Origin of the sequence: Bradyrhizobium manausense (assembly GCF_018131105.1) — a bacterium.
Lineage (GTDB): Bacteria > Pseudomonadota > Alphaproteobacteria > Rhizobiales > Xanthobacteraceae > Bradyrhizobium > Bradyrhizobium manausense_B.
This window is the reverse complement of sequence record NZ_JAFCJI010000009.1, coordinates 26,455-50,316: the sequence shown is the minus strand read 5'-3', so window position 1 is coordinate 50,316 and position 23,862 is coordinate 26,455. Positions and strand designations below refer to the sequence as shown.

Sequence of the window (23,862 nt, the reverse complement as noted above, 5' to 3'; positions counted from 1 at the left end):
TTGGGAGTCGCATCAACGAGATCGACTCGGATGCTGAGACAGAGTTCGAGCGGCATCAAGTTTCACCGCAATCATGTCTCGTGCGTCGCAGCAAGGCGCGCTTCTCCATAAAGCCTGGATCAGCTCAATATTTCCTTAAGCGCCGGCAGCAGGCAGCAGGCAGCAGGCCACGGCGAGGTCGGTGCTGGGCTGGCAATCCTGTTCCAACGACGAGGCAATCCTCGCCACGACTGAAAGCCTGATCCGGCTCGGCCCGGGCAAGGGCCGATGTGCGCACGCCGCCCGCGCTTGTCAGGCCCGGGCGGGGATGCTGAAGTGCCGCCCCTTGATTTGCGTAGCGTGGGAGGCGGCGCCGATGGACAAAATTCTCGAAGCCGCAAAGGCGATCGCGCTGGCGCGCCGCAACCATGCGCCGCTCGCGGCGCTCGCGGTTCCTCCTGATGACGAGGCCGAGGGCTATCAGGTCCAGCGCGCGCTGCACGACCTTCTGCTGAAGAATGCCGGCCCGCTGGTCGGTTACAAGATCGGCTGCACCAGCCAGGTGATGCAGGAGTACATCGGCATCCCGCACCCCTGCGGCGGCGGCGTGTTCCAGAAGGGCGTGCACGACAGCGGCGTCAGGCTCGCGGCGTCCGACTATGTCCGTGTCGGCGTCGAATGCGAGATCGCGGTGCGCCTGAAGCGCAACCTCGCCGCCGGCGAGGCGCCGTTCACGGCCGAATGGGTCGGTGAAGCCGTCGAGGCCTATCATCCCGCGATCGAGATCGTCGACGACCGTTACGTGAAATGGGAGACGATGGGCGCGCCGACGCTGATCGCCGACGATTTCTTCGCCGCCGGCTGCGTGCTCGGCGAAGCGGTGCCGCGTTCGTCGGTTCCGGATCTGAAAGCGGTCAAGGGTCGCGCTCTCGTCAACGGCGAGGAGGTCAGCCACGGCACCGGCGCCGACGTGCTCGGCCATCCCCACAACGCACTCGCCTGGCTCGCAAATCACCTCGCCGCCGACGGCAAGGGCCTGCATGCGGGGCAGCTCGTGCTGACCGGCAGCCTGGTGAAGACGCTGTGGCTGAAAGCCGGCGACAAGGTGCGGATGGAGCTGGACGGATTGGGCGTGGTGGAGGCGGAGTTTACGTAGAGATCTCTCCGCGCCATCATTGCGAGCGCAGCGAAGCAATCCAGAATCTTTCTAGAGTGGCAGTCTGGATTGCTTCGTCTCGCTGGCGCCAGAATACATGCGGCCCTCGCCAGGGGAGCTAGCGAGGGCCGCGTAGTACATCGTCGTTCGCGCCTAGGTTCGCGAACACGATGTGGGAGCTCTAAAGAAGACTAGAAGGGCAGCAGCACGTCCATGACTTGCTGGCCGTAGCGCGGCTGCTGTACGTCCGTGATCTGGCCGCGGCCGCCATAGGCGATGCGGGCCTGCGCGATCTTGCTGGAATCGATGGTGTTGTCGCTCTGGATGTCCTCGGGGCGGACGATGCCGGCGACCACGAGCTCGCGGATCTCGTAGTTGACGCGGATCTCCTGCTTGCCTTCGACGACGAGGTTGCCGTTCGGCAGCACCTGGGTCACGACGGCCGCGACGTTGGTCTGCAACGCTTCCGTGCGATTGACCGAACCCTTGCCGTCGCTGGAGGCGGTGGAGTCGGCGGTGAGGATGCGGCCGGGCAGCACCTTCTGCGCCTGGACGCCGAGTGTCTTTGCGCCGATGAAATCGGTGATGCCGGAATCTTCCGAGTTGGTGCGGCTGCGCTGGGTCTCGTTGGAGAGGTTGGCCTTGTCGGTGATGTTCACGGTCACGGTCAGGAGGTCGCCGACATGGGTGGCGCGCTGATCCTTGAAGAAGGCGCGGCTGCCGCTGCGCCACAGCGAGTTCGGATTGTAGGAGGCGACTTCCGGCTTCGGCATCGGCATCTGCACCGGCTTGTAGCCGGGCTGCGTCGTCGGATTGTCGATCGCCGACAGCTTCGGCTGCTCGCCGATCTGCGACAGGCGGTCGATCGAGGAGCAGCCGCCCAGCGCGCTGGCTGCCAGTAGCAGGGCAGAGATCGCGATGCGACGAAGACGGTAAGCCGAACTGAAAGCGGACATGACTAACTCTTACTTGGCTTGAGCTTGCGAGACGCGAGCTTGCGGGATCTGGGCTTCTGCGACGTGAGCTTGAGCGGCTTGGGCTGGCGACGCAGGAGCCTGCACCAGGTTCCGGAGGAGCGCTGCCGTGTCGACGGGGGCGGGCGTTTCGTCACGCTTGAGCGAGGAAGTCTGTTCGACCGCAGCCGGCATCGGCGCTGACTGGCTGGCACCCTGCACGGTCACCTGGCCGCGGGCAGTGACGACGCCGGTCAGCGTCCGCTTGGTCTGCAGATTGAGAACGCTCACGGTGTCCCCCTCGGCGCCGCTTTCGATCGCCTTGCCGCGGGTGGTGAGGTAGATCCCGGGGACCTGGTAGATGACGGTGACGCTCTGGTCGCGCGACACGAATTCGGGCTTGGCGATGTCGGCGACACGGATCGGGGTGCCGGCGCGCATCGGCCGGCGCAGCTGCATGCCGACCGCACGCTCGCGCAGCGCGGGCTCGCCGGTCACTTCCGCCTTCGGCCGGCGCTCCTGCGCGACGTCGGAGGATCTCAGCATCTCGCTCCGATCGATGTCGCGGGTCAGGACGGCGACCTCGACGGTCTCGATCGCGGTGCCGGTCAAGCGCAGCTTGGTCGGCGCGGAGTTGCTGTCGTTGCTGATCTCGAAAGCGATGTCGAAGCGGCCGCCGCGCGCATCGTAGCGGGTCGCGACCGGCTGGAGCGCGCCGGTGTTGGAGGCATCGAGCCGCATGTCGGAGATGCCGCGGTCGAAGGTGACGCTGATGTTGGCGGCGTCACCCAGGCCGAAGCGGCGCTCGAGCGCGGAGGCGACCGCGTTTTCCAGATCCTTGTTGGCGAAGGTGCGGGCGAGGCGGGTGACCTGGACTTCCCGGATGTCGCCGGTCATCACGCCGATCACCTGCTTGGCGCGGAGCACGCTCAGGACCTGGGCGACCGGCAGCGCGCCGGTGGTGCCGAGGTCGGGCGAGCGATAGACCGGGATCAGCGCGGCCGAGCCGGCATTGTCGATGAGGTCGCCGACCCGCACCACGTCGGAGGTGACGGTGACGCTGGCGCGCAGCGTCGGCGCGGCGATGCCGTCGTCGGCGGCCTGCGCCGGCAGGGCCAGCACGAGCAGGGCGGAGAGGGCGAGAAGCGTGGTGCGGATCATGGCCATCACCTCAGCGGAACAGCGCCGTGGTCGATTGCATCATCTGGTCGGCGGCGCTGATGACTTTGGCGTTCATCTCATAAGCGCGCTGCGCGGCGATCAGGTCGCTCATCTCCGAGACGACATCGACATTGGCCTGTTCGAGGCTGCCTTGCGTGATCTTGCCGTAGCCTTCGGAGTTCGCGGTGCCGTCCTGCGGCGTGCCCGACGACGTCGTCTCGACGAACTGGTTGCTGCCGACCGGCTGCAGGCCCGCCTTGTTGATGAAACGGGTCACGCCGATCTGGCCGAGAACGGTGTTGCTCGACGATCCCGGCAGCGTCACGGTAACCTGGCCTTGCTCGTTGACGGTAATGCCCGAGGCGTTGTTCGGGATCGTGATGGTCGGCTGCACCGGGTTGCCGCCGGCGGTGACCACGCGGCCCTGATTGTCCATCTGGAACGTGCCGTCGCGGGTGTACTGGTAGGTGCCGTCGGGCATCAGGATCTTGAAGAAGCCTTCGCCGGAGATTGCGAGGTCGAGGTCGTTGCCGGTCTGCGACAGCGTACCCTGGGTCATGCTGCGCGGCGTGCCGACGGTCTTGACGCCGCCGCCGATGTCGACGCCGACAGGCAGGATGGTGCCCTGGTCCGAGGCCTGGGCGCCGACGCGGCGGACGTGTTCGTAGATCAGGTCCTGGAACGCCGCGGTCTGCTTCTTGAAACCGGTCGTGCGCAAGTTGGCGATGTTGTTGGAGATCACCTGAACGTTCAATTCCTGTGCCGCCATTCCGGTCGCTGCGGTGTGAAGCGCCTGCATGTCAGTTCTCCCTCAATCAGGCCGGAACGTCGGCGAGCTTTTCGATCGCCGATTTGTGGAGGTCGCTCTGCTGCTGGAGCAGGTTGGCGATCGCGGTGTAGCTGCGCATCACCTCGACCATGCGGCTCATCTCGCCGACGGAATTGACGTTCGATTTCTCGATGTAGCCCTGTTGCAGCGTGGACTTGCTGTCGGTCTGCTGGTTGGCAGAGCCGGCGCCGTAGAGATTGGCGCCGAGCTTCGTCAGCTTGGCCGGATCGTCGAACGTCACCATCTTGATCTTGCCGCGGATCGAGTCGGTCTTGGCCGTACCCTCGAGCACGGTGACGGTGCCGTCCGGGGCGACGTTGATGTCATGGTCGGTCGGCTGGAACACGATCGGACCGCCGGTGCCGAGCACGAGATTGCCGTCGGAGGTCATGAGCTGGCCGGTGCTGCTGAGCGCGAACTTGCCGTCGCGGGTGTAACGCTCGGCGCCATTGGCCTGCACGGCGAAGAACGCGTTGCCGCTGATCGCCATGTCGAGCGGATTGTTGGTCGCCTCCATCGGCCCCTGGCCGACGTCGCGGTAGGTGCCGCGGTCCTGCACATAGGAGACCCGGCGGTCGGAGCCGATGAAATTGTCCTCATGCGCGTTCGAGTTGAGGTACTCCTCGAACAGCGAATGGTCGGCCTTGAAGCCGTTGGTATTAACGTTGGCGACGTTGTTGGCGATGACATCCATCTGCCGCTCCAACGTCATCTGCCGTGACAATCCGATCAGAAGCGCATTCTGCATCGGTCAATCTCCCCTGCGTGAGCTCGACCAATTCGCTCTCCCAAGCGCCCTGGCCGGTCCCGTGAACGAGGCCGGCGGGTTCTCCCAAACCGTTCGGTCTCGGCCCTCTCTCAGCGAAAGCCGTGCCAACTCGAAATGGTTCGTATTTACAATGCCTTGGCTATTTTCCGGCGTCGCCGGCGGGGGGCAGAAAGGTTCTGTTAGCCATGTTTGCCCGGCAGATTTTTCCTAGCGGAAGCCCGATCGAAAGGTTCCGTTAACCATTATTACCGTAGCGTTTGCGCTGAAGAGGAGCGCTTTGCGCTGGGGCATTTGTATCGCGTCACTGTCTGCCAGGAGCCTTCGCTCTTTCGACCCTTTATGAGATGAGCGAGCCCGGACGATCATGGCAGATGAAGCGGAAGGTGGCGCAGCCGCCGAAGGCGCGGAAGCCGCTGCCCCCAAAAGCAAGTTCAAGCTGATCCTGATCATCGTCGGCGTGCTGGTCGTGCTCGGCGGCGGTGCTGCGAGCTGGTTCCTGTTCTTCCGCCACGGCGACGACGAGCATCACGCCGAGGCCGCGCCCCCGCCGAAGCCGCCAGCTTTCGTCGACGTGCCCGACATGATGGTCAACCTCGCCGGTGCGCCCGGCGAGCGCGTGCAATATCTCAAGCTCAAGATCGTGCTCGAGCTGAAGGAAGAGAAGCAGATCGAGGCGATCAAGCCGTCGATGCCGCGCGTCACCGACATCTTCCAGACCTATGTGCGCGAGCTGCGCTCCTCCGACCTCAACGGCTCCGCCGGCATCTTCCGCCTTCGGGAAGAGCTGACCAAGCGCGTCAACGCTGCGGTCGCGCCGATCCAGGTCAGCGCGGTGCTGTTCAAGGAAGTCGTGCTCCAGTGAGGATGCTGCGGAAGGGTACGGGCTAGCGTCATGGCCGGCAACGAGCAGATGGACCAGGATGCGATTGCCGCCCAATGGGAGGCGTCGCTCGATTCCGAGGACCCCGCGGAGGCCGCGAAGGCTGCTGCCGAAAACGAACTATCGGAGACCATGGCCCTGCAATGGGCGGCCATGGTCGAGGACGGCAGCCGCGATCTCGGCAATGGCAAGAACTCCGGCGAGCGCGTGCTGTCGCAGGAGGAGATCGACAATCTCCTCGGCTTCACCGTCGGCGACGTCACGCTCGACGATCACAGTGGCATTCGCGCGATCATCGACTCCGCGATGGTCTCCTACGAGCGTCTGCCGATGCTCGAAATCGTCTTCGACCGCCTGGTGCGGTTGCTGACGACTTCCTTGCGCAATTTCACGTCCGACAACGTCGAAGTCTCGCTCGACCGCATCACCTCGGTGCGGTTCGGCGACTACATGAACTCGATCCCGCTGCCTGCCGTGCTCTCGGTCTTCAAGGCCGAGGAGTGGGAAAATTTCGGCATGGCGACGGTCGATTCCAACCTGATCTATTCGATGATCGACGTGCTGCTCGGCGGCCGCCGCGGCTCGAGCCAGCTGCGCATCGAAGGCCGGCCCTACACCACGATCGAAACCGAACTGGTCAAGCGCCTGGTCGAGGTGGTGCTGGCCGACGCCGAGCAGGCGTTCCGGCCGTTGTCGCCGGTGACCTTCACGATCGACCGGCTCGAGACCAATCCGCGCTTCGCCGCGATCAGCCGTCCCGCCAACGCCGCGATCCTGGTGCGTCTGCGCATCGACATGGAAGACCGTGGCGGCAATATCGAGCTGCTGCTTCCCTACGCGACCATCGAACCGATCAGGCCCGTCCTGCTTCAGATGTTCATGGGCGAAAAGTTCGGCCGCGACCCGATCTGGGAAGGCCATTTCGCCAGCGAGATCGCGCAGGCCGAGATTTCAGTCGACGCCGTGCTCTACGAGGCCGACATCCCGCTCAAGCAGCTGATGCGGCTGAAGGTCGGTGACACGCTGCCGCTGGACATGCGCGCCGATGCCAACGTCACCGTGCGTTGCGGCGACGTCACCATCACCGAAGGACGCATGGGCCGGGTCGGCGAGCGCGTTGCAATCCGCGTAACGAAACCCCTGCGCAAGCCAAGTACGACACTTGCGATGTTCGAGAAGGTGGACGAACAGAACAAGCTGATGGAGGCCCCATGAACCACTCCCTGGGAATGGCGATCGAGACGCTTGTGGCTATCCTGCTGATGCTCACGATCGGTTATTGCATGCTGCTCAACAAGCGGCTGACGCGGCTGAAGGCCGACGAGCATTCGCTGAAGGCCGTGATCGGCGAACTGATCACCGCGACCGAGATCGCCGAGCGCGCGATCGGCGGGTTGAAGCTCGCGGTGCGCGACGTCAACGAGAATCTCGGCAACCAGCTTGCCGCCGCGACGCAGATGTCCGACCAGCTCTACAAGCAGCTTGGCGAAGCCGACAACGTGGTGCGCCGCCTCTCCAAGATAGCGGTCGCGGCGCGTCCGGTAACGAATCCGGAAGCGGCCACGGCTCCCGTCGCCAAGCCGTCGCCCGCAAAGGCGGTGGCCGCCGCCGCCGAAGCCTTTTCCGAGCGCCGAAGGTCCAACGGTCTCGCCGCATAAAGTCAGGGTATGAAGTCCTTTCGTAACATCCGCGTCATTCCGGTCGTTCTCGTTGCGGTCGCAGGCCTCGCCACGTTGAAAGTGGCGGGGCTCGTGCTCAATGGCGGCTATGTCTTCGACTACCAGCCGAATACGCTGAAGAAGTCGTGGGCACAGGAGAACCTGAACTTCCCGACAGGGCGGGACGACCCTGACATCACCGGCTCGACGCATGGCGAGCCGAAGGAAGCGCCGAAGCCGGCCGCGCCCGAAACCAAGCTCGAGGGCACGCCGGTGAAGATGGACGAGACCCAGCCGCAGGTTTCGGCGTCGGAGCGCGCGATCCTGGAACGCTTGCAGGCGCGCCGCCAGGAGATCGAGGCACGTCAGCGCGAGATCGACATCCGCGAGAGCCTGCTCAAGTCGGCGGAGAAACGGATCGAAGGCAAGGTCGAGGAGATGAAGGCGGTGGAATCCCGCATCACCGCGACCCAGGCCGAGCAGAAGGCCGCCGAAGCCCAGCGCTTGAAGGGCCTTGTGACGATGTATGAAGGCATGAAGCCAAAGGACGCCGCACGGGTGTTCGACCGGCTGGAGATGAGCGTGCTGATCGAGATCGCCTCGGCGATCGCTCCGCGAAAGATGTCCGACATCCTGGGACTGATGTCGTCGGAAGCTGCCGAGCGCCTGACCGTCGAGATGGCGCGCCGGGCCAATGGGGGCGGGGATCAGTCCGCCTCCGCCGGCGATCTCCCCAAGATCGACGGCAAGCCGACGCAAAAGCCGAATTGAGAGCTCATACTTAAGAAGTCCTTAATTGGCAAAACCTACATTCGAAGGCATGGGCCGGCATCAGTGCCGGCGTGGACCCGTCGAACCGGAAGAAATGCCGCGAATGGCGCGAGAGGCTGCCGCTGGATTTGTGTCGCGAGCCCGCGCCCTGGCGCTGGGGCTGTCGCGTCATGTCCGAAAGGCGCCTGTGCTGGCAGCCTGCCTGCTGATCGGCCTCAATGCTGATGCTCGCGCCGCGGATGCGGTCCGGGGCGAGGCGACCTTCTCGGCCGGCGGCGGCTTTGCCCGTCTTGTCATCAAGCTCGGCGAGGACGTCCCGTCCGAGGTGACGACCGCCGGCTCCATCCTCATCATTCGTTTCGACCGCCCGGTCGACGTTCCCGTCGACCGCGTGCCGGAAGGCGCGCCCGATTACGTCAACTCCGCGCGTCGCGATCCCGACGGCAGCGCGATCCGGCTGTCGCTGGCGCGGCGCGTCACCGTCAACACCATGAATGCCGGCGAGCGCACCTTCGTTGATTTGATGCCGGAAGGCTGGAAAGGGCCGCCGCCGAGCCTGCCTCAGGAAGTGGTCAAGGAACTCGCCGAGCGCGCCCGTGCTGCCGAGCGCGCGCTACGCGCTCAGCGCGCCGCGGCGGAAACCAAGAAGCGCCCGCCGATCCGCGTACGCGCCTCGGTGCAGCCGACCTTCGTGCGCTTTGTGTTCGAGATGCCCGATGGCGTCGGCGTTTCCTCGGTGCTCAACGAGCAGAAGTTGACGCTCGCCTTCAACGCCAATCTCAACTTCGACCTCGCCGATGCCGTCGTCGCAGCGCCTCCGAACGTTGCCTCGATCAAGCAGAAGGCCGACATCGACCAGACCAGCGTTGAGATTGCGCTGATCGGCGATTCCGACGTGCACTCCTTCCGCGACGACAAGAACTATGTCGTCGACATCGCTTTCCAGCCTGACAAGGGCAAGACTGCCACGACGGCTGAAGCTGCGATCGCGAAGGCCGAAGCCGGTGCTCACGGACCGGCGCGTGCCGCAGAGAAGCCGGCGGTCGCGAAGCCGAAGGACGCCCATAGCGAGATCACGCCGCCGACCTCGGAGGTGATCGCGCGCGAAGCCAAAATCGACGTCAAGCCCGAGGTGAAGTCGGAGGTCAAGCCGGAAGCTCCCGCCGCGATGCCACTCGTCGAGGCACCGAAGCCGGCACCAGCGGCTGCGGAGCCCATGACCGTGGCTCCGCCCGCCGCGGAGGCATCCAAGGAAACTGCGATGCCCGCGGCGCCCGCGAAGGAAGCGGCGGTCGTGCCCGTCAAGCCGGCGGAGCCCGCGGTTGCCGAAGCGCCCAAGGAGGAAGCGGCCAAGGAGCCGGTCAAGGACGCACCAAAAGATGCCGCGAAGGTCGAGGCCAAGCCTGCGCCTGCCAAAGCTGCACCGGCGGAAGCGCAAGCCGCGCCCGCGCCTCCCGTCGCCAGCGTCGACGCACGGCGCGACAGCGACGGTCTGCGCGTGACGTTCCCGCTGTCTGTCGCAACGCCGGCCGCAGCATTCCGCCGTGGCGACACGGTGTGGCTCGTGTTCGACTCGCCGAAGCCGATCGATCTCGAATCGATCCGCACCCGGGGTGGCGCGATGATCGGCGACGTCAGCCGCATGCCGCTCGACAAGGGGCAGGCGGTGCGCATCCGCCTCACCCGTCCGCTGGTCTATTCGCTGACCAGCGAGGAGGTCGGGAAGGAGACCAACTGGCTGCTGACGCTCGCCGACAAGATCCAGGCGACGCCGCTGCCGCTGATGATGTCGCGCAACATCACCGATCCCGCGCTCGCCAACATCGCCATCCCCTTCGCCAATCCGGGCTTGCTGCACAAGTTCATCGATCCCGATGCCGGCGACATGCTCTACGTCGTCACCGCAAAGCGGCCGGTTCGCGGCTTCATCAAGCGGCAGGATCTGGTCGATCTCTCGCTGCTGGAATCCGCCCATGGCATCGCGATCCGGCCCAACTCCGACGAGGTCGGCGTCGAGGTCGGATCCGACAAGATCATTCTCGGCAAGAAGGGCGGCCTGACGCTGTCGCCGGTCGACGTCTCGGCCGAACGCGCACCGACTGCGGTGCGGCCGGTCTTCAATCCCGAGGGCTGGCGCAAGGGCCAGTCGGAAGATTTCTGGACGCGCCAGAGCGAGTTGATCACGGCGATCTCGGCTGTCGAGCCGGCGCAGCGCTCGCTCCCGCGGCTCGACCTCGCCCAGTTCTACATGTCGCGCGCGATGTATTACGAAGCCAAGTCCGTGACCGATGTGATGCTGACCGATCCCCTCAACAAGGAGGAGAGCAGCGCATTGATCATCCACGCGATCGCGAGCATCCTGATCGGCCGGCCGGCACAGGGCCTGAAGGATCTCGCCAATCCCGTGATCGGCAACAGTCACGATTCCCAGCTCTGGAAGGCGCTCGCCTATGCGCGCCAGGGCAAATGGGCGGACGCCCGCGAGAAATTCAAGAACGTCGAATTCGCGATCGCCTCGCTGCCGCTGGACATCCAGCGTATCGTGACGATGGATGCGATGCGTGCCTCGCTCGAGGTCAAGGACTATGCCGGCGCCTCCAAGCGCCGCGGCGAGATCGAGGTGGTCGGCGTGTCGGCGGAGGCCGCGCCCGGCTTTGCCGTGCTGCGCGGCAGGCTCGCCGAGGCACTCGGTCACGACAAGGACGCGCTCGACGACTACAAGTTCGCGGTCGCCTCGAACGACCGGCCCGCGGCCGCCGAAGCCAAGCAGCTCGAGGTCGCGCTGCGGCAGAAGCGCGACGAGATCAGCAAGGAAGACGCGCTGCGCGAGCTCGAAACGCTGTCGATGACCTGGCGCGGCGACGCGATCGAGGTCAAGACACTGCAGATGCTGTCGCAGCTTTATTCCGAGAACGGGCGCTATCGCGACGCGCTCACCGCGGCACGCACCGCGACCAGGCTGCAGCCGAACGCGGAAGCCTCGCGCCAGGCGCAGGATCTGGCGTCGGATCTGTTCACGCAAATCTTCCTGGGCCCCAAGGGCGACGAACTGCCGCCGGTCGAGGCCCTCGGGATGTTCTACGAGTTTCGCGAGCTGACGCCGATCGGCCGCCGTGGTGACGAGCTGATCCGCCGTCTGGCCGATCGCCTCGCCTCGATCGACCTGCTCGATCAGGCCGCGGAGCTCCTGCAATACCAGGTCGACCATCGCCTCGAAGGCGCGGCGCGCGCGCAAGTCGCCGCGCGTCTTGCCATGATCTACCTTGCCAATCGCAAGCCCGACATGGCGATCACGGCGCTGCGGGCGAGCCGCATCAGCGACCTCTCTGGCGAGCTGCGGCAACAGCGCCTGCTGCTCGAGGCGCGCGCGCAGAGCGACGTCGGCCGCCATGACCTCGCACTCGATATCGTCTCCAACGTCTCGGGGCGCGAGGTGCTGAGGCTGCGATCTGATATCTTCTGGGCCGCGCGGCGCTGGCGCGAGTCCGCCGAGCAGATCGAACTCTATTACGGCGAGCGCTTCCGCGACTTCAAGCCGCTCAATGCGGTGGAGAAGAGCGACATCATCCGCGCCGCCGTCGGCTATGCTCTCGCCGACGACTCGATCGGGCTGTCGCGCTTCCGCGAGAAATACGCGCCCCTGATGAGCGAGAGCGCCGACCGGCTCGCCTTCGACATCGCCAGCAAGCCGGCAGCCTCCTCCAGCGCTGAATTCGCCGAAATCGCTAAGCTCGCTGCAAGCGTCGACACGCTCGACGGCTTCCTTCGCGAGATGAAGCAGCGCTTCCCCGACGCCACAGCGCGCGCCCCGGCCTCGCCGCAGGCCAAGGACGAGACCGAGCACACCGGCTCGCTGCCCACGATCCCCGTCGTGCGGCAGATCAAGATGACGCGATAGGAATCCTGCTACTTCTGGCCTCTCGACAGGTGCCGGGCGAGACGGCACTGTGCAGCCTCATGCCCGGAGAGCGCTGATATGAGCAAGCCTGCCAAGACCGAAGCCGAACTCATCGCCATGGCGCGGGCCGAGTTGAAGGCCCATGCCGACGGACCTGATGGCCTCGCCATCTCGATCGTTCGCGACGGTGACAGCTGGGAGTTCCGGGCCGATGCGGACCAGGAGACGCGCGCCAAGCCCGGCTTCCCTGAAAGCGTTGCCATGCTGGTGCAGATCGGAGATCACCTCAGCAAGCAATATGATGTGACGGGGTAGGGGCCAACGGGCCTCCGCTCCGCGCAAGGCGCGGCCCGAGCGCTGGCCTCGTTCTCCGTCATTGCGAGCGCAGCGAAGCAATCCAGAATCTTTCCGCGGAGGGGATTGCTTCGTCGCAAGGGCTCCTCGCAAAGACGGGGAGAGGGCAGGGGCCGCTATCCCCCGTAGCTCTGCACCAGGCTTCCCGCCACGAGTGACCAGCCGTCGACCAGCACGAAAAAGATCAGCTTGAACGGCAGCGAGATCGTCGCGGGCGGCAGCATCATCATGCCCATCGACATCAGCACCGAGGCAACGACGAGGTCGATGATCAGGAAGGGGAGGAACAGCAGGAAGCCGATCTCGAAGGCGCGCTTGAGTTCGGAGATCATGAAGGCGGGGACGAGGATGCGCAGCGCGAGTTCGTCGGGCGTCGCCGGCGGCGGTTCCCCGGAGAGATCCAGAAACAGCTTCAGGTCCTTCTCGCGCACGTTCTTCTGCATGAAACCGCGCAAGGGGACGGAGGCGCGCTGGAGCGCGTCCTCGACGCTGATCTGGTTGGCGACGAGCGGGCGGATGCCGTCGTCGTAGGACTTTTGCAGCACCGGCCCCATCACGAAGAATGTGAGGAACATCGCCAGCGCCAGGATCACCGAGTTGGGCGGGGCGGTCGCCGTGCCCATCGCGGTGCGCAGCAGCGACAGCACGACCACGATGCGTGTGAACGACGTCATCATGATCAGGATCGACGGCGCGATCGATAGCACCGTGAGCAGCGCGATCAGCTGGATCGCGCGCTCGGTGACGCCACCGCCGCCAGCGCCGCCGCCACCGAGATTGATGCTGATGTCCTGCGCATGCGCAGGCAACGCGACCGAGGCCGCGGCGATCAGGACAGAAAAAAAGAATACTCTACGCGGGAAGGACGGCAGCCTCACGAAGACGGCTTCGGACGGCCGAGCAGGGAGGCCATCTCGTCTTCGAGATTTTCAAAGCTGGTCTTCTCCGCAGCCGGCTTGGCCGCCGGCGCCGGAGGGGGCGGAGGCTCGGCGCGTGCGGCGCGCGGTGGGGCCACGGGCGCATCCGGCGCGACCGGCGGGGCGACGGTGTCGCCGGCCGGACGGCGCAGCGCCGCCTCGAGGCGCTGGGCCATCTCGGCGAGATTTTGCTCGGCACTCGACGGCGCGGCAGCAGCTGGGGCCGGCGGCGGAACGGGTGGCGCCTGCGGGACCGGCGGAGGGGGCGGCGGCGCGGCTGCACGCTCGGCGCGGATCGGCGGCATCTTCGGCGGCTCGCTTTGACGCGGCGGGCGCGGCATCAGCGGCGGCTCGCTGCGGGCCACGCGCGGCGGCATCGGCTCGGGACGGGGCTCACGCTCGAGACGCGGCGGCATCGGCTCGGGCGAGAAGCCGCCGAGTTGCGGCTCGCCGCGGCGCTCGACCAGAGCGGGTGTGGGCCGGCGGACGTCGTCGGCGAAAGAGGGACGATTGGGCCGCGGCGGCGGCTCCGGCATTTGCGCGTCGGGATGGTCGAGCACCTCGGGGCGCGGCGCCTCGTCGGCCCAGCTGCCGGCGTCGGGCATCGGGGCGAGGCGCGGCGGCTCGGCGGCGCTGGGTCGCTGCGGAATCTGGTCGCGGCCGGCGGCGGCGCGCACGATGTTCGGTTCGACGACGATGTCGGTGGGGCCGCCGATCATCAGGAGATGTTCGACATTGTCACGGCGGACCAGCACCAGGCGCCGGCGGCCATCCACCGCGGCCGCGTCGATCACGGCGAGCCGGGGCATCCTGCCGCGCTGGGTGTTGGCGCCGAGCCGGGTATTCGCGAATCGGCGGACCAGCCACGCCGCGACGCCGATCAACGCCAGAACGACGATGAACGCGACGATGAAGGTGATAGGGCTACCGTTCATACCTGTCCCCGGTAAATGGCGCTTCTGTCGTTCCTATGGTCGGATGCCGACCACCGGCGTGCGATGCCCCAAAACTGCGATTTCTTAACGTCCCGCGGCAAGTTTTGCCGTCCCCAACTCTTAATAACCTATGAATCGCCCGATCCAAAACGACTTCTTGGCCTGTGCGCGCACCGCCAAGCGGTTGGGTTAATGCGGCTTTTGGAATGCGTAGAATCACGGGTCAAGCATTGCATGTTTCAATCGGAAACACGCATCCGCCGCGCCTTAACCACCTGTTAACCATACACGCGGCAAATTCTGCCTAGCTTCGGACCGCAGGGTCCGCAAGAGGCGGAAGGAGCCGCAACGATGTCCATCAACGATCTTCCGGTGCTGTCGGCGCTTCGCACCAAGATGCAGTGGCACCAGGAACGCCAGCGCGTCCTGTCCGAAAACGTCTCCAATTCCGACACCCCCAATTTTCGGCCGCGCGAACTGGTCGAACCGAAGTTCGACAAGAACGGCGCCACCACGGGCTCGATGGGGACCCTGGCCATGACGGTCACCAGCGCGTCCCACATGACGGCGTCAGGTGCGGCCTCGAGCTTCGACAACAGGAACGCGGGTTTCGAGACCCGCCCCGCGGGCAATTCCGTCAATCTCGAAGAGCAGATGATGAAGTCTGCCAACAACCAGATGGATTACGCGGCGGTGACCTCGCTCTATTCGAAGAGCCTGCATCTCCTGAAGACCGCGATCGGCAAGGGCTAGAGCTAGGGGACGCAGACGATGGCGAATGACAGCAGTGACTTTGCCCGTTCGATGGCGATCGCGACCTCCGGGTTGCGGGCGCAGGCCGGGCGCATGCGGGTGATCTCGGAAAACATCGCGAATGCGGATTCGACCGCGGCGACCGCAGGTGGCGATCCCTATCGGCGCAAGGTGCCGACGTTCTCCTCGGCGCTCGACCGGACGCTCGATGCGCAGGTCGTCACGCTCGGCAAGATCAAGCCCGACCGATCCGATTTCCGCGTCAAGTACGAGCCGAGCAATCCGGCGGCCGATGCGAGCGGCAACGTCAAATATCCGAACGTGAATTCCGTGGTCGAGATGACCGACATGCGCGATGCGCAGCGGTCCTACGAAGCCAATGTCAACATCATCAGTGCGACGCGCCGGATGATCCAGCGCACGCTCGACATCCTCAAGAGCTGAACAGGACATCTAGGCCATGGCAACACCGACAATCGCAGCCAATGCTTATGCCAACCTTGCGCGCGTGCTGGAAAGCACCGGCGCCGGCAAGGGCAGCGAAGCGAGCGGGCAGTCCTTTGCCTCGCTGCTGAAGGACGCCGTCGGCAGCGTGATGGAATCCGGCCGCAAGTCGGATGCGCAAACCGTGGCGATGGCCAACGGCAAGGCCAACGTGATGGACGTGGTGACGGCGGTCGCCGATACCGATGTTGCAGTGTCCACGCTGGTCTCGGTCCGCGACCGTGTGATCGCGGCGTACGAAGACATCATGAAGATGCCGATCTGATTTCGGCCTCCATCGTTATTGCGCGCGAAGCGAAGCAATCCGGAATCTCTCCGCGGCGACGCTCTGGATTGCTTCACTTCGCTCGCAATGACGGCGAGATCGCTTTCGTTCCTCGTCGGTGTCGGCGGGAAGTGTGACTTGAATAAGGGAAGTGCAAATGACCGGACCTGAGACCCTCGACGTCGCCCGTGATGCGATCTGGACCATCGTGATCGTGTCCTCGCCGCTGATGGTGGTCGGGCTCGTGGTCGGCGTGATCGTGTCGCTGTTCCAGGCGCTGACGCAGATCCAGGAACAGACGCTGGTCTACGTGCCGAAAATTCTGGCCATCTTTGCCACAATGCTGCTGGCGCTGCCGTTCATGGCAGACGCTCTCCATGCCCACATGCTGCGGATCTCGTCGCGAATCATCGGCGGCTGAGGCACTATGCGCCCGTCATGCGCATCGACGTCTCGCTGCTGCCGGCGCTTGCCGCAGCCTTCATGCTCGCCTTCGCCCGGGTCGGCGCGATGGTGATGCTGCTGCCGGGTCTCGGCGAGACCAACATTCCGACGCGGGTGAAGCTGTCGATTGCGCTTCTGCTCACGCTGATCATCCTGCCGTTGCATCGCAACGCTTATCACGTCGACATGGGCTCGCTCGCGCCGATGCTGGTGCTGATGCTGCACGAGATCGTGATCGGCATCGTGCTGGGCGCAACTGCGCGCGTGACGCTGTCGGCGCTGCAGGTCGCAGGCGCCGTGATTGCGCAGCAGATGGGGCTCGGCTTCGTCACCTCGGTCGATCCGACGCAAGGGCAGCAGGGCGTTCTGGTCGGCAACTTCCTCACCATGTTGGGCGTGACCCTGCTGTTTGCCACCGACAGCCATCATCTGGTGATCGCCGCGCTGAACGACAGCTATTCGATCTTCGCGCCGGGCGAGACCATGTCGAGCGGCGATGTCGCCTCGCTTGCCACGCGCGCCTTTTCCGCCGCGTTCCTGCTCGGCTTGCAGCTGTCGGGACCGTTCCTGGTATTCGGCCTCGTCTTCAATATCGGGCTCGGCGTGCTGGCGCGCTTGATGCCGCAGATGCAGGTTTATTTCGTCGGTGTGCCGCTGTCGATCTTCGCGGGCTTCATGGTGCTGGCCGTGGTGCTCACGGCGATGATGGGCACCTATCTCGACTACTTCATCGGTGTCATGCACCAGATGCTGCCACTCAGGTAGGTGATCGATGGCGGAAGACAACGATCCAGAGAGTCAAACAGAAGACCCGACGCAAAAACGCCTCGAACAGGCGCTCGAGCGTGGTGACGTTGCCAAAAGCCAGGAGATCAACACCTGGTTCATGATCGCGGGCGGCACGCTCGTGGTCTCGACCTTCTCCGGCTCGGTCGGCAGTGGATTGCTGACGCCGATGCGCAATCTGCTCGCCAATTCCTGGATGATCAAAACCGATCCCGGGAACCTGCTCGCACTGATGAAGCAGATCGAAGTCGCAGTCCTCGCCGCGGTCGGTGTGCCACTGTTGATGCTGGTGATCGCCGCCATTGCCGGCAACATGCTCCAGCACCGGCTGGTGTGGTCGGCCGAATCCCTTACGCCCAAATTCAGCAAGCTCTCGCCGGCGGCCGGCTTCAAGCGCATCTTCGGCAAGCAGGCGGGGGCCAACTTCCTGAAGGGCATCGGCAAGCTCGTCGTGCTCGGTGCGGTCATGACCACGATCCTGTGGCCGGAGCGGCACCGCATGGAGGCGATGGTCAAGCTCGACCCGATGGCGATGCTGGGCGCCACCACCGGCATGACCGTCCATCTGCTCGGCGCTGTGGTCGCAGCCCTCGCGATCATCGCGATCGGCGACTATTTCTTCCAGTATCGCAGCTGGTTCCAGCGGCAGAAGATGTCGCTTCAGGAGATCAAGGAAGAGTTCAAGCAGTCGGAAGGTGACCCGCACATCAAGGGCAAGCTCCGGCAGCTGCGCCAGCAGCGCTCCAAGAAGCGCATGATGGCGGCGGTTCCCAAGGCCTCGGTGATCATCACCAACCCGACTCACTATTCGGTGGCGCTGTCCTACGAGCGCGGCATGTCGGCGCCGATCTGCGTCGCCAAGGGCGTCGACAACGTCGCTTTCAAGATCCGGGAGATCGCGCGCGAGCACGACATTCCGATCGTCGAGAACGTGCCGCTGGCCCGCGCGCTCTACGCCACGGTCGAGATCGACCAGGAAATTCCCATGGAGCACTACCATGCAGTCGCCGAAGTCATCGGCTACGTCATGCGGATGAAGCGCGGTTTTAGCGCTGCGCGGCAATAAAACCCCCGAAAAATACCGGAAATGGCTGTAAACTGGGAATCAGCGTACGCTTTCGCCCTGCCGCCCTTGCGTCTGCGGGTCCGATTCAGGCAGGGAGGACCCCGCGTGCCCCGTCGCACGTTGATTCTCTGCCGACAGGCTGAACCTGCGTGAAATGACCGCCGAGACCGACCACGACCTGTCACGCGAGCCCGTTGCGGCGAATGAGCCGTCGCCGCGCTCGGGCAGCATTGCGCTGGTGCTTCTGGTGGCCACCGGCCTCGTTGCGGTCGCCATCGGGCTGATGACGCTGGGGCGCGCGCAAGCGCAGCCGTATATCCTCGGCATCCTCGCCGTGCTGGCGATGATCGGCCTGTTCAACCTGTTCGCCTTCGCCGCCGGCATCATCCGCTTCGTCGACCGTAATCTCGACGATCCCGTGATGGGGCGCATCGCCGACCACGCCTTCGACGGCCTCGCGGTGACCGATCCGCGCGGTCACGTGGTTTATTCCAATGCCGCCTATCTGACGCTGACCGGTGCTTCCGGCCCGCAGGACGTGCGCCCGGTGGAGCGCGTCTTCATCGGCAATCCCGATGTTTCCGAAGCGGTGTTCCGCCTGCTCAAGGCGGCGCGCGAGGGCAAGCGTCAGCAGGAAGAAGTGCGCATTTCCGGTCAGGATGGCAGCCACGGCCGCTGGCTGCGCATGCGTGTGCGTCCGCTCGGCACCGGCAAGCGCGAGGCCAAGTATGCGGTGTGGTCGATCGCCGACATCACCCGCGATCGCGAGCGCCAGGAGGACGTGTTCCAGGAACTCCAGCACGCGATCGAGTATCTCGATCACGCGCCGTGCGGCTTCTTCTCGGTCAATCCCGCCGGCGAGCTTGCTTATGTCAATGCGACGCTGGCGAACTGGCTCGACCATGATCTTGCCGAGATCGGCTCGGGCGGCTTGAGGCTCGCTGACATCGTCTCCGGCGACGGCGCCTCGCTGCTCAGCGCGATCGTGGCGGTGCCGGGCGAGGTGAAGACCGAAGTCTTCGACATCGACCTGCGCATGCGCACCGGCAAGACCATGCCGGTCCGGCTCTATCACAAGCTCGCCTTCGGTGCCGATGGCGCGCCGGGGCCGTCACGCACGCTCGTCATCAGCCGCGCCCGCGACGAACGCAGCGATCCCGATCGCGCCGCCGAAGTGCGCTTCATGCGCTTCTTCGACCACACCCCGATGGCGATCGCCACCGTCGATCGCGGCGGCAATGTGGTGCGCGCGAATGCGCGCTACGCCAAGCTCGCGCAGGGCCTCGGGCTCGACAGCGCCTCCAAGTCGATCTTCCGCGCCATCAACGCGCGGGATCGCCATCTGGTGATCGCGGCCATCAACCAGGCCGCCGAAGGCCAGGCCGACATTGCGCCGGTCGAGGTGGCGCTGGAGGGGACCAAGGAGCGCTGGGGCCAGTTCTTCGTCACGCCTGTCGATGCCGCCGAGAACGACGCGGAAGCCGCGATCGTGCACATGCTCGAGACCACCGAGCGGCGCGCGCTGGAGAACCAGATCAACCAGTCGCAGAAGATGGAGACCGTCGGCCAGCTCGCCGGCGGCATCGCTCACGACTTCAACAATGTGCTGTCCGCCATCATGATGGCGAACGACTTCCTGCTGAACGCGCACAAGCCGACCGATCCGTCGTTCCAGGACATCATGCAGATCAAGCAGAACGCGACGCGTGCCGCGACGCTGGTGCGACAGCTTTTGGCGTTCTCGCGGCGGCAGACGCTGCGGCCGCAGGTGCTCGACCTCGGCGACGCGCTGAGCGATCTCACCATGCTGCTGCGCCGGCTGATCGGCGAGAAGGTCAAGCTCGACCTGATCCACGGCCGCGATCTCTGGCCGGTCAAGGTCGACGTCTCCCAGTTCGAGCAGGTCATCGTCAATCTCGCGGTGAACGCGCGCGATGCCATGCCCGATGGCGGCAAGCTGATCATCCGCACCGCCAATGTCGCGACCGACGAGGCGGGCAAGCTCGCTTACAAGGGAATGCCGGCCGCGGATTACGTGCGGATCGAGGTCGCCGACACCGGCACCGGTATCCCCGCCGACATCCGCGACAAGATCTTCGAGCCGTTCTTCTCGACCAAGGAAGTCGGCAAGGGCACCGGCCTTGGCCTTTCGACCGTCTACGGCATCGTCAAGCAGACCGGCGGTTTCATCTACGTCGAGTCCGCGCCGGGGCAGGGCACCTCGTTCCATATCTTCCTGCCGCGCCATCACGCCGAGCCGGACGTGCAGGTCGAGCAGCCGGCAACGGTTACCAATGGTGCGGCAAAGGAAGTCGCATCTGCGGTCGCGGAGGCAAAGCCTCGCACGGATCTCACCGGTCAGGGCACCATCCTGCTGGTGGAAGACGAAGAGGGCCTGCGTGCGCTCAACGCCCGCGGACTGCGTTCGCGCGGCTACACCGTGGTCGAGGCCGAGAACGGCGTCGAGGCGATGGAGGTGCTTGGCGAGCAGAGCGGCGGCATCGACCTCGTCGTCTCCGACGTGGTCATGCCTGAGATGGACGGGCCGACGCTGCTCAAGGCAATGCGGGAGAAGAACCCCGATATCCGTTTCATCTTCGTCTCCGGCTACGCCGAGGACGCCTTTGAGAAGAGCCTGCCCGAGGGGCAGCAGTTCGACTTCCTGCCAAAGCCGTTCACGCTCAGCCAACTCGTGGCGGCGGTGAAGGAGACGATGACGAAGCAGGGGTGAAGCTGGACGGCCGGCCTCCCATTCTCCGTCATTGCGAGCGCAGCGAAGCAATCCAGGAATCCTTTTGCGGAAACATCTCCGGATTGCTTCGCCGCGCTCGCGATGACGAGGAGAGAGCGAATTTTGGCCTCAAGCTGCCGGTAACCTGCAACCATGGTTCCCGCTCATACTCGGCCAACCCCCCGGTAAATATGGGCTTTTGCCACATCCCCGCGACTGAGGGCCGCAGCCGCGGGTTCCGAAACCGGCTTCCTTTTTGGTGAAGGCTGCCCATGTTACTGGGACGTCCCCATGCCGGGGATTTGGGAAACACACATGAAGTTCTCGCAATGGTCCCGCAGTCTCGTGAAGACGATTGCCGTCGTCCTGGCGCTCGCGCTGCCGACGGCGCTTGCGATCTCTTCTGCTGACGCCCGCGTCGGCGGCGGCTTCTCGTCGGGTTCGCGCGGTTCGCGGACCTTCTCGGCCCCGCCGTCGACCACGACCGCACCGGGCTCGACCTCGCAATTCAACCGGACTTACAGCCAGCCCGGCGCCGGCATGAACAATGCTGCGCCTTCGCGTGGCGGCCTGTTCGGTCGCGGCGGCGGTTTCCTCGGTGGTCTTGCGGCCGGCTTCCTCGGCGCAGGCCTTCTGGGCATGCTGTTTGGCGGCGGCTTGTTCGGCGGCCTCGGCGGGCTCTCGTCAATCCTGGGCCTGATCATCCAGATCGTGCTCGTCGTGTTCGTGGTGCGGCTGGCGATGTCCTGGTGGCAGCGGCGCAATTCGCCGCAGGCGGCCTACGCCAGCGGCGCTGACGCTGGTCCGGGTCCGCAGACGAACTATCGCAGCGGCCTCGGTGGCGGAACGAGCGGTGGTCTTGGCGGCGGCTTCGGTTTCGGCGCCAACAACGCGCCGCTTGAGATCAAGCCTGATGACTACGAGGCGTTCGAGCGCCTGCTCGGCGACATCCAGTCCGCGTGGTCGAACGAGGATGTGGCAAAATTGCACACGCTCGCGACGCCGGAAATGGTCTCCTATTTCGAGAGGGATCTCGCGGAGAACCGTGCGCGCAATGCCGTCAACAAGGTGACCAACGTCAAGCTGTTGCAGGGTGACCTTGCAGAGGCTTGGCGCGAAGGCGAGACCGACTACGCCACGGTGGCGCTGCGCTTTGCGCTCACCGACAAGACGGTGGACCGCAACACCGGCGCACTCGTCGCCGGCAGCGAGCAGCCGGCCGAAGTTACCGAGGTCTGGACCTTCGCCCGACGTCCGGGCAGCCCGTGGGAATTGTCGGCAATCCAGCAGACCAACTGATCGCCTGCGTCATGAGAAACCAGGGCGTCGTGCTTCCGGCACGGCGCCTTTTTCTTTGGACCTCTCGCATCGCGGCATCGGAATAAGCGGGCATGCTTCGGGTTCACATCAAGCGACCAACAACAATTACAACTGGGAGGACAGAATGATTCGTATCGACAGATCCGTAACGATGTCAGGCCTCGCGCTCGTTTTGGCTTTGGTTGCGGCGCCAGCGGCGCAAGCGCAGTCGGCCGGCATGACCTTCTTTGTGACCTCCAACGGACCGGGCAAGGGCGCCGACCTCGGCGGTCTCGACGGCGCCGACGCGCAGTGCCAGAAGCTGGCGCAGACCGGCGGCGCCACCGCAAAAACCTGGCACGCCTATCTCTCGACGCAAGCCGCCGACGGCAAGCCCGCCGTCAACGCAAAGGACCGCATCGGCAAGGGACCGTGGCAGAACGCCAAGGGCGTGGTGGTCGCCAAGGACGTCGCCGACCTGCACAGCGCCTCAAACAATCTCACCAAGCAGACTGCGCTCAGCGAGAAGGGCGAGGTCATCAACGGCCGCGGCGATACGCCGAACCGTCATGACATCCTCACGGGATCGCAAGCCGACGGCACCGCCTTTGCCGCAGGTGAGGACAAGACCTGCAAGAACTGGACGTCGAGCACGCAGGGCGCGGCGATGCTTGGCCATGTCGATCGTCAAGGCCTGCGCGATGACGAGCCGTCAAAATCCTGGAACAGCTCTCACCCCTCGCGTGGCCCTGACGGCGGCTGCTCGCAGGCCGATCTGAAGACTACCGGCGGCGACGGCCTGCTGTATTGTTTCGCGGCGAATTGAAGCGCCGAGTTCTCACGATCGTCATTGCGAGGAGCGTAGCGACGAAGCAATCCAGACTGTCTCTGCGAAAGACTCTGGATTGCTTCGCTCGCGCTCGCAATGACGGAGCGTGTTGCGAGATGGTTCTGTCTCACCCTGACGGAACCCTGAGCCGCATGCTACATTGGTTCGGACGCTTCCTCGCTCACGGACCACTTCCCATGAAGTACGAGCTCTATTATTGGCCCGAGATCCAGGGCCGCGGTGAATATGTGCGACTGGCGCTGGAGGAGGCGGGCGCGGCTTATGTCGACGTCGCACGCGGCCGGCGCGGCAGCGGCGCGATGATGAAGATGATGGAGGCCCATAAGGGCACGCCGCCCTTTGCGCCGCCGTTCCTGAAAGTCGGCAAGCTCGTCATCGGCCAGACCGCGAACATCCTGCTCTACCTCGGCGGCCGTCACGCCCTCGCGCCGAAGACGGAAGCCGGCAAACTGTGGGTGCACCAGCTCCAATTGACGATCACCGACCTCGTGGTCGAGATCCACGACACCCATCATCCGCTCGGGCCATCGATGTACTACGAAGACCAGAAGCCGCCGGCGAAGAAGCGCACCGCAGATTTCTGGGACGAGCGCGTGCCCAAATATCTCGGCTATTTCGAGCAGCTTCTCGACGACAATGGCGGCGCCTATGTCACCGGCCGCAGACTGACCTATGTCGACCTCTCCCTATTCCAGATCGTCGCCGGCCTGCGCTACGCCTTTCCCAGGCGGATGAAGGTGTTCGAGAAAAAGATCCCTGGTCTCGTCGGCCTGTACGACCGCGTCGCGGCGCGGCCGAGCATCAAGGCCTATCTCGCAAGCGAGCGCCGCATTCCGTTCAACGAGCAGGGCATCTTCCGGCGTTATCGCGAGTTGGACAATTAGCCGGACAGGCGCGATCGGTC

The 23,862-nt window shown here is 65.0% G+C and carries 23 protein-coding genes; 17 read left to right on the top strand and 6 right to left on the bottom strand.

Translation table 11 applies throughout. From position 1 onward, the window contains the following. Window positions 1–355 precede the first annotated feature (355 nt). The gene (locus JQ631_RS31505; protein ID WP_212333779.1) at window positions 356–1,135 is read left to right on the top strand and encodes a 2-keto-4-pentenoate hydratase; all 780 of its coding nucleotides are present in this window, start codon (window positions 356–358) and stop codon (window positions 1,133–1,135) included. A gap of 191 nt (window positions 1,136–1,326) precedes the next feature. Here the strand turns inward: JQ631_RS31505 and flgH are convergent, their stop codons facing one another. The 4 genes from flgH to flgF are packed head-to-tail and all read right to left on the bottom strand — an operon-like array spanning window position 1,327 to window position 4,826. Beyond that, window positions 1,327–2,091, bottom strand: a complete 765-nt coding sequence (gene flgH, locus JQ631_RS31500) for a flagellar basal body L-ring protein FlgH (RefSeq protein WP_212333776.1) — start codon at window positions 2,089–2,091, stop codon at window positions 1,327–1,329. Between the two features lie 9 nt (window positions 2,092–2,100). After that, a complete protein-coding gene (gene flgA / locus JQ631_RS31495) occupies window positions 2,101–3,249 on the bottom strand; it encodes a flagellar basal body P-ring formation chaperone FlgA (protein WP_212333773.1) in 1,149 nt (382 codons plus the stop codon). 10 nt (window positions 3,250–3,259) lie between these two features. Beyond that, window positions 3,260–4,048, bottom strand: a complete 789-nt coding sequence (gene flgG / locus JQ631_RS31490; RefSeq protein WP_212333769.1) for a flagellar basal-body rod protein FlgG — start codon at window positions 4,046–4,048, stop codon at window positions 3,260–3,262. 16 nt (window positions 4,049–4,064) lie between these two features. Next, window positions 4,065–4,826 (bottom strand): flagellar basal-body rod protein FlgF, encoded by a 762-nt coding sequence (gene flgF, locus JQ631_RS31485; RefSeq protein ID WP_212333765.1) that lies wholly within the window; start codon window positions 4,824–4,826, stop codon window positions 4,065–4,067. A 385-nt stretch (window positions 4,827–5,211) separates the two neighbouring features. Here flgF and fliL point away from each other — a divergent pair, with 385 nt between their 5' ends. From fliL to JQ631_RS31455, 6 genes are all read left to right on the top strand, one after another. Further along, window positions 5,212–5,709 carry a flagellar basal body-associated protein FliL gene (gene fliL, locus JQ631_RS31480; RefSeq protein WP_212333763.1) on the top strand — a complete coding sequence of 166 codons (498 nt, stop codon included), beginning with the start codon at window positions 5,212–5,214 and terminating at the stop codon, window positions 5,707–5,709. 30 nt (window positions 5,710–5,739) lie between these two features. Continuing rightward, window positions 5,740–6,942: a flagellar motor switch protein FliM gene (gene fliM, locus JQ631_RS31475; RefSeq protein WP_212333760.1), complete on the top strand. Its 1,203-nt coding sequence runs from the start codon at window positions 5,740–5,742 to the stop codon at window positions 6,940–6,942. After that, window positions 6,939–7,385 carry a DUF6468 domain-containing protein gene (locus JQ631_RS31470; RefSeq protein WP_212333758.1) on the top strand — a complete coding sequence of 149 codons (447 nt, stop codon included), beginning with the start codon at window positions 6,939–6,941 and terminating at the stop codon, window positions 7,383–7,385. The genes fliM and JQ631_RS31470 overlap by 4 nt, the downstream gene beginning before the upstream one ends. Window positions 7,386–7,394: 9 nt before the next feature. Continuing rightward, window positions 7,395–8,156: a MotE family protein gene (locus JQ631_RS31465; RefSeq protein WP_212333756.1), complete on the top strand. Its 762-nt coding sequence runs from the start codon at window positions 7,395–7,397 to the stop codon at window positions 8,154–8,156. A 103-nt stretch (window positions 8,157–8,259) separates the two neighbouring features. After that, entirely contained in the window at window positions 8,260–12,054 is a 3,795-nt protein-coding gene (locus JQ631_RS31460; protein ID WP_212333754.1) for a tetratricopeptide repeat protein, read from the top strand. Window positions 12,055–12,132: 78 nt separating this feature from the next. Further along, window positions 12,133–12,369: a hypothetical protein gene (locus JQ631_RS31455; protein ID WP_212333752.1), complete on the top strand. Its 237-nt coding sequence runs from the start codon at window positions 12,133–12,135 to the stop codon at window positions 12,367–12,369. Between the two features lie 155 nt (window positions 12,370–12,524). Here the strand turns inward: JQ631_RS31455 and fliP are convergent, their stop codons facing one another. Next, window positions 12,525–13,286 (bottom strand): flagellar type III secretion system pore protein FliP, encoded by a 762-nt coding sequence (gene fliP / locus JQ631_RS31450; RefSeq protein ID WP_212333750.1) that lies wholly within the window; start codon window positions 13,284–13,286, stop codon window positions 12,525–12,527. Next, the gene (locus tag JQ631_RS31445) at window positions 13,283–14,260 is read right to left on the bottom strand and encodes a flagellar biosynthetic protein FliO (RefSeq protein ID WP_212333749.1); all 978 of its coding nucleotides are present in this window, start codon (window positions 14,258–14,260) and stop codon (window positions 13,283–13,285) included. The genes fliP and JQ631_RS31445 overlap by 4 nt, the downstream gene beginning before the upstream one ends. A gap of 351 nt (window positions 14,261–14,611) precedes the next feature. Here JQ631_RS31445 and flgB point away from each other — a divergent pair, with 351 nt between their 5' ends. From flgB to JQ631_RS31395, 10 genes are all read left to right on the top strand, one after another. Then, window positions 14,612–15,013, top strand: a complete 402-nt coding sequence (gene flgB / locus JQ631_RS31440; protein WP_212333746.1) for a flagellar basal body rod protein FlgB — start codon at window positions 14,612–14,614, stop codon at window positions 15,011–15,013. A gap of 18 nt (window positions 15,014–15,031) precedes the next feature. Beyond that, window positions 15,032–15,457, top strand: coding sequence for a flagellar basal body rod protein FlgC (flgC, locus tag JQ631_RS31435; protein ID WP_212333744.1), 426 nt, complete (start codon window positions 15,032–15,034; stop codon window positions 15,455–15,457). 16 nt (window positions 15,458–15,473) lie between these two features. Next, entirely contained in the window at window positions 15,474–15,782 is a 309-nt protein-coding gene (gene fliE / locus JQ631_RS31430) for a flagellar hook-basal body complex protein FliE (protein WP_212333741.1), read from the top strand. A 157-nt stretch (window positions 15,783–15,939) separates the two neighbouring features. Further along, window positions 15,940–16,203, top strand: coding sequence for a flagellar biosynthesis protein FliQ (fliQ, locus tag JQ631_RS31425; protein WP_212333738.1), 264 nt, complete (start codon window positions 15,940–15,942; stop codon window positions 16,201–16,203). A gap of 17 nt (window positions 16,204–16,220) precedes the next feature. After that, window positions 16,221–16,991, top strand: coding sequence for a flagellar biosynthetic protein FliR (gene fliR, locus JQ631_RS31420; RefSeq protein WP_212333735.1), 771 nt, complete (start codon window positions 16,221–16,223; stop codon window positions 16,989–16,991). A 7-nt stretch (window positions 16,992–16,998) separates the two neighbouring features. Then, a complete protein-coding gene (gene flhB, locus JQ631_RS31415) occupies window positions 16,999–18,078 on the top strand; it encodes a flagellar biosynthesis protein FlhB (RefSeq protein WP_212333732.1) in 1,080 nt (359 codons plus the stop codon). Window positions 18,079–18,232: 154 nt separating this feature from the next. Then, window positions 18,233–20,809, top strand: a complete 2,577-nt coding sequence (gene cckA, locus JQ631_RS31410) for a cell cycle histidine kinase CckA (RefSeq protein ID WP_212333729.1) — start codon at window positions 18,233–18,235, stop codon at window positions 20,807–20,809. Window positions 20,810–21,100: 291 nt separating this feature from the next. Next, window positions 21,101–22,108, top strand: coding sequence for a Tim44 domain-containing protein (locus tag JQ631_RS31405; RefSeq protein WP_212333726.1), 1,008 nt, complete (start codon window positions 21,101–21,103; stop codon window positions 22,106–22,108). A gap of 145 nt (window positions 22,109–22,253) precedes the next feature. Then, complete coding sequence (locus tag JQ631_RS31400; RefSeq protein WP_212333723.1) at window positions 22,254–22,934, top strand: lectin; 681 nt, start codon at window positions 22,254–22,256, stop codon at window positions 22,932–22,934. 200 nt (window positions 22,935–23,134) lie between these two features. Then, entirely contained in the window at window positions 23,135–23,842 is a 708-nt protein-coding gene (locus JQ631_RS31395) for a glutathione S-transferase (RefSeq protein ID WP_212333720.1), read from the top strand. Window positions 23,843–23,862: the final 20 nt, after the last annotated feature.

What these genes read in the sequence shown, in the direction of transcription:
- JQ631_RS31470 (WP_212333758.1), top strand. Translation starts at nt 6,939, where the DNA reads ATGAACCACTCCCTGGGAATGGCGATCGAGACGCTTGTGGCTATCCTG.
- JQ631_RS31455 (WP_212333752.1), top strand. Translation starts at nt 12,133, where the DNA reads ATGAGCAAGCCTGCCAAGACCGAAGCCGAACTCATCGCCATGGCGCGG.
- fliQ (WP_212333738.1), top strand. Translation starts at nt 15,940, where the DNA reads ATGACCGGACCTGAGACCCTCGACGTCGCCCGTGATGCGATCTGGACC.
- cckA (WP_212333729.1), top strand. Translation starts at nt 18,233, where the DNA reads ATGACCGCCGAGACCGACCACGACCTGTCACGCGAGCCCGTTGCGGCG.
- JQ631_RS31400 (WP_212333723.1), top strand. Translation starts at nt 22,254, where the DNA reads ATGATTCGTATCGACAGATCCGTAACGATGTCAGGCCTCGCGCTCGTT.
- JQ631_RS31460 (WP_212333754.1), top strand. Translation starts at nt 8,260, where the DNA reads ATGGCGCGAGAGGCTGCCGCTGGATTTGTGTCGCGAGCCCGCGCCCTG.
- fliL (WP_212333763.1), top strand. Translation starts at nt 5,212, where the DNA reads ATGGCAGATGAAGCGGAAGGTGGCGCAGCCGCCGAAGGCGCGGAAGCC.
- flgC (WP_212333744.1), top strand. Translation starts at nt 15,032, where the DNA reads ATGGCGAATGACAGCAGTGACTTTGCCCGTTCGATGGCGATCGCGACC.
- JQ631_RS31395 (WP_212333720.1), top strand. Translation starts at nt 23,135, where the DNA reads ATGAAGTACGAGCTCTATTATTGGCCCGAGATCCAGGGCCGCGGTGAA.
- JQ631_RS31465 (WP_212333756.1), top strand. Translation starts at nt 7,395, where the DNA reads ATGAAGTCCTTTCGTAACATCCGCGTCATTCCGGTCGTTCTCGTTGCG.
- fliE (WP_212333741.1), top strand. Translation starts at nt 15,474, where the DNA reads ATGGCAACACCGACAATCGCAGCCAATGCTTATGCCAACCTTGCGCGC.
- JQ631_RS31405 (WP_212333726.1), top strand. Translation starts at nt 21,101, where the DNA reads ATGCCGGGGATTTGGGAAACACACATGAAGTTCTCGCAATGGTCCCGC.
- flgF (WP_212333765.1), bottom strand. Translation starts at nt 4,826, where the DNA reads ATGCAGAATGCGCTTCTGATCGGATTGTCACGGCAGATGACGTTGGAG.
- flhB (WP_212333732.1), top strand. Translation starts at nt 16,999, where the DNA reads ATGGCGGAAGACAACGATCCAGAGAGTCAAACAGAAGACCCGACGCAA.
- JQ631_RS31445 (WP_212333749.1), bottom strand. Translation starts at nt 14,260, where the DNA reads ATGAACGGTAGCCCTATCACCTTCATCGTCGCGTTCATCGTCGTTCTG.
- fliR (WP_212333735.1), top strand. Translation starts at nt 16,221, where the DNA reads ATGCGCATCGACGTCTCGCTGCTGCCGGCGCTTGCCGCAGCCTTCATG.
- flgH (WP_212333776.1), bottom strand. Translation starts at nt 2,091, where the DNA reads ATGTCCGCTTTCAGTTCGGCTTACCGTCTTCGTCGCATCGCGATCTCT.
- flgB (WP_212333746.1), top strand. Translation starts at nt 14,612, where the DNA reads ATGTCCATCAACGATCTTCCGGTGCTGTCGGCGCTTCGCACCAAGATG.
- flgA (WP_212333773.1), bottom strand. Translation starts at nt 3,249, where the DNA reads ATGATCCGCACCACGCTTCTCGCCCTCTCCGCCCTGCTCGTGCTGGCC.
- flgG (WP_212333769.1), bottom strand. Translation starts at nt 4,048, where the DNA reads ATGCAGGCGCTTCACACCGCAGCGACCGGAATGGCGGCACAGGAATTG.
- JQ631_RS31505 (WP_212333779.1), top strand. Translation starts at nt 356, where the DNA reads ATGGACAAAATTCTCGAAGCCGCAAAGGCGATCGCGCTGGCGCGCCGC.
- fliM (WP_212333760.1), top strand. Translation starts at nt 5,740, where the DNA reads ATGGCCGGCAACGAGCAGATGGACCAGGATGCGATTGCCGCCCAATGG.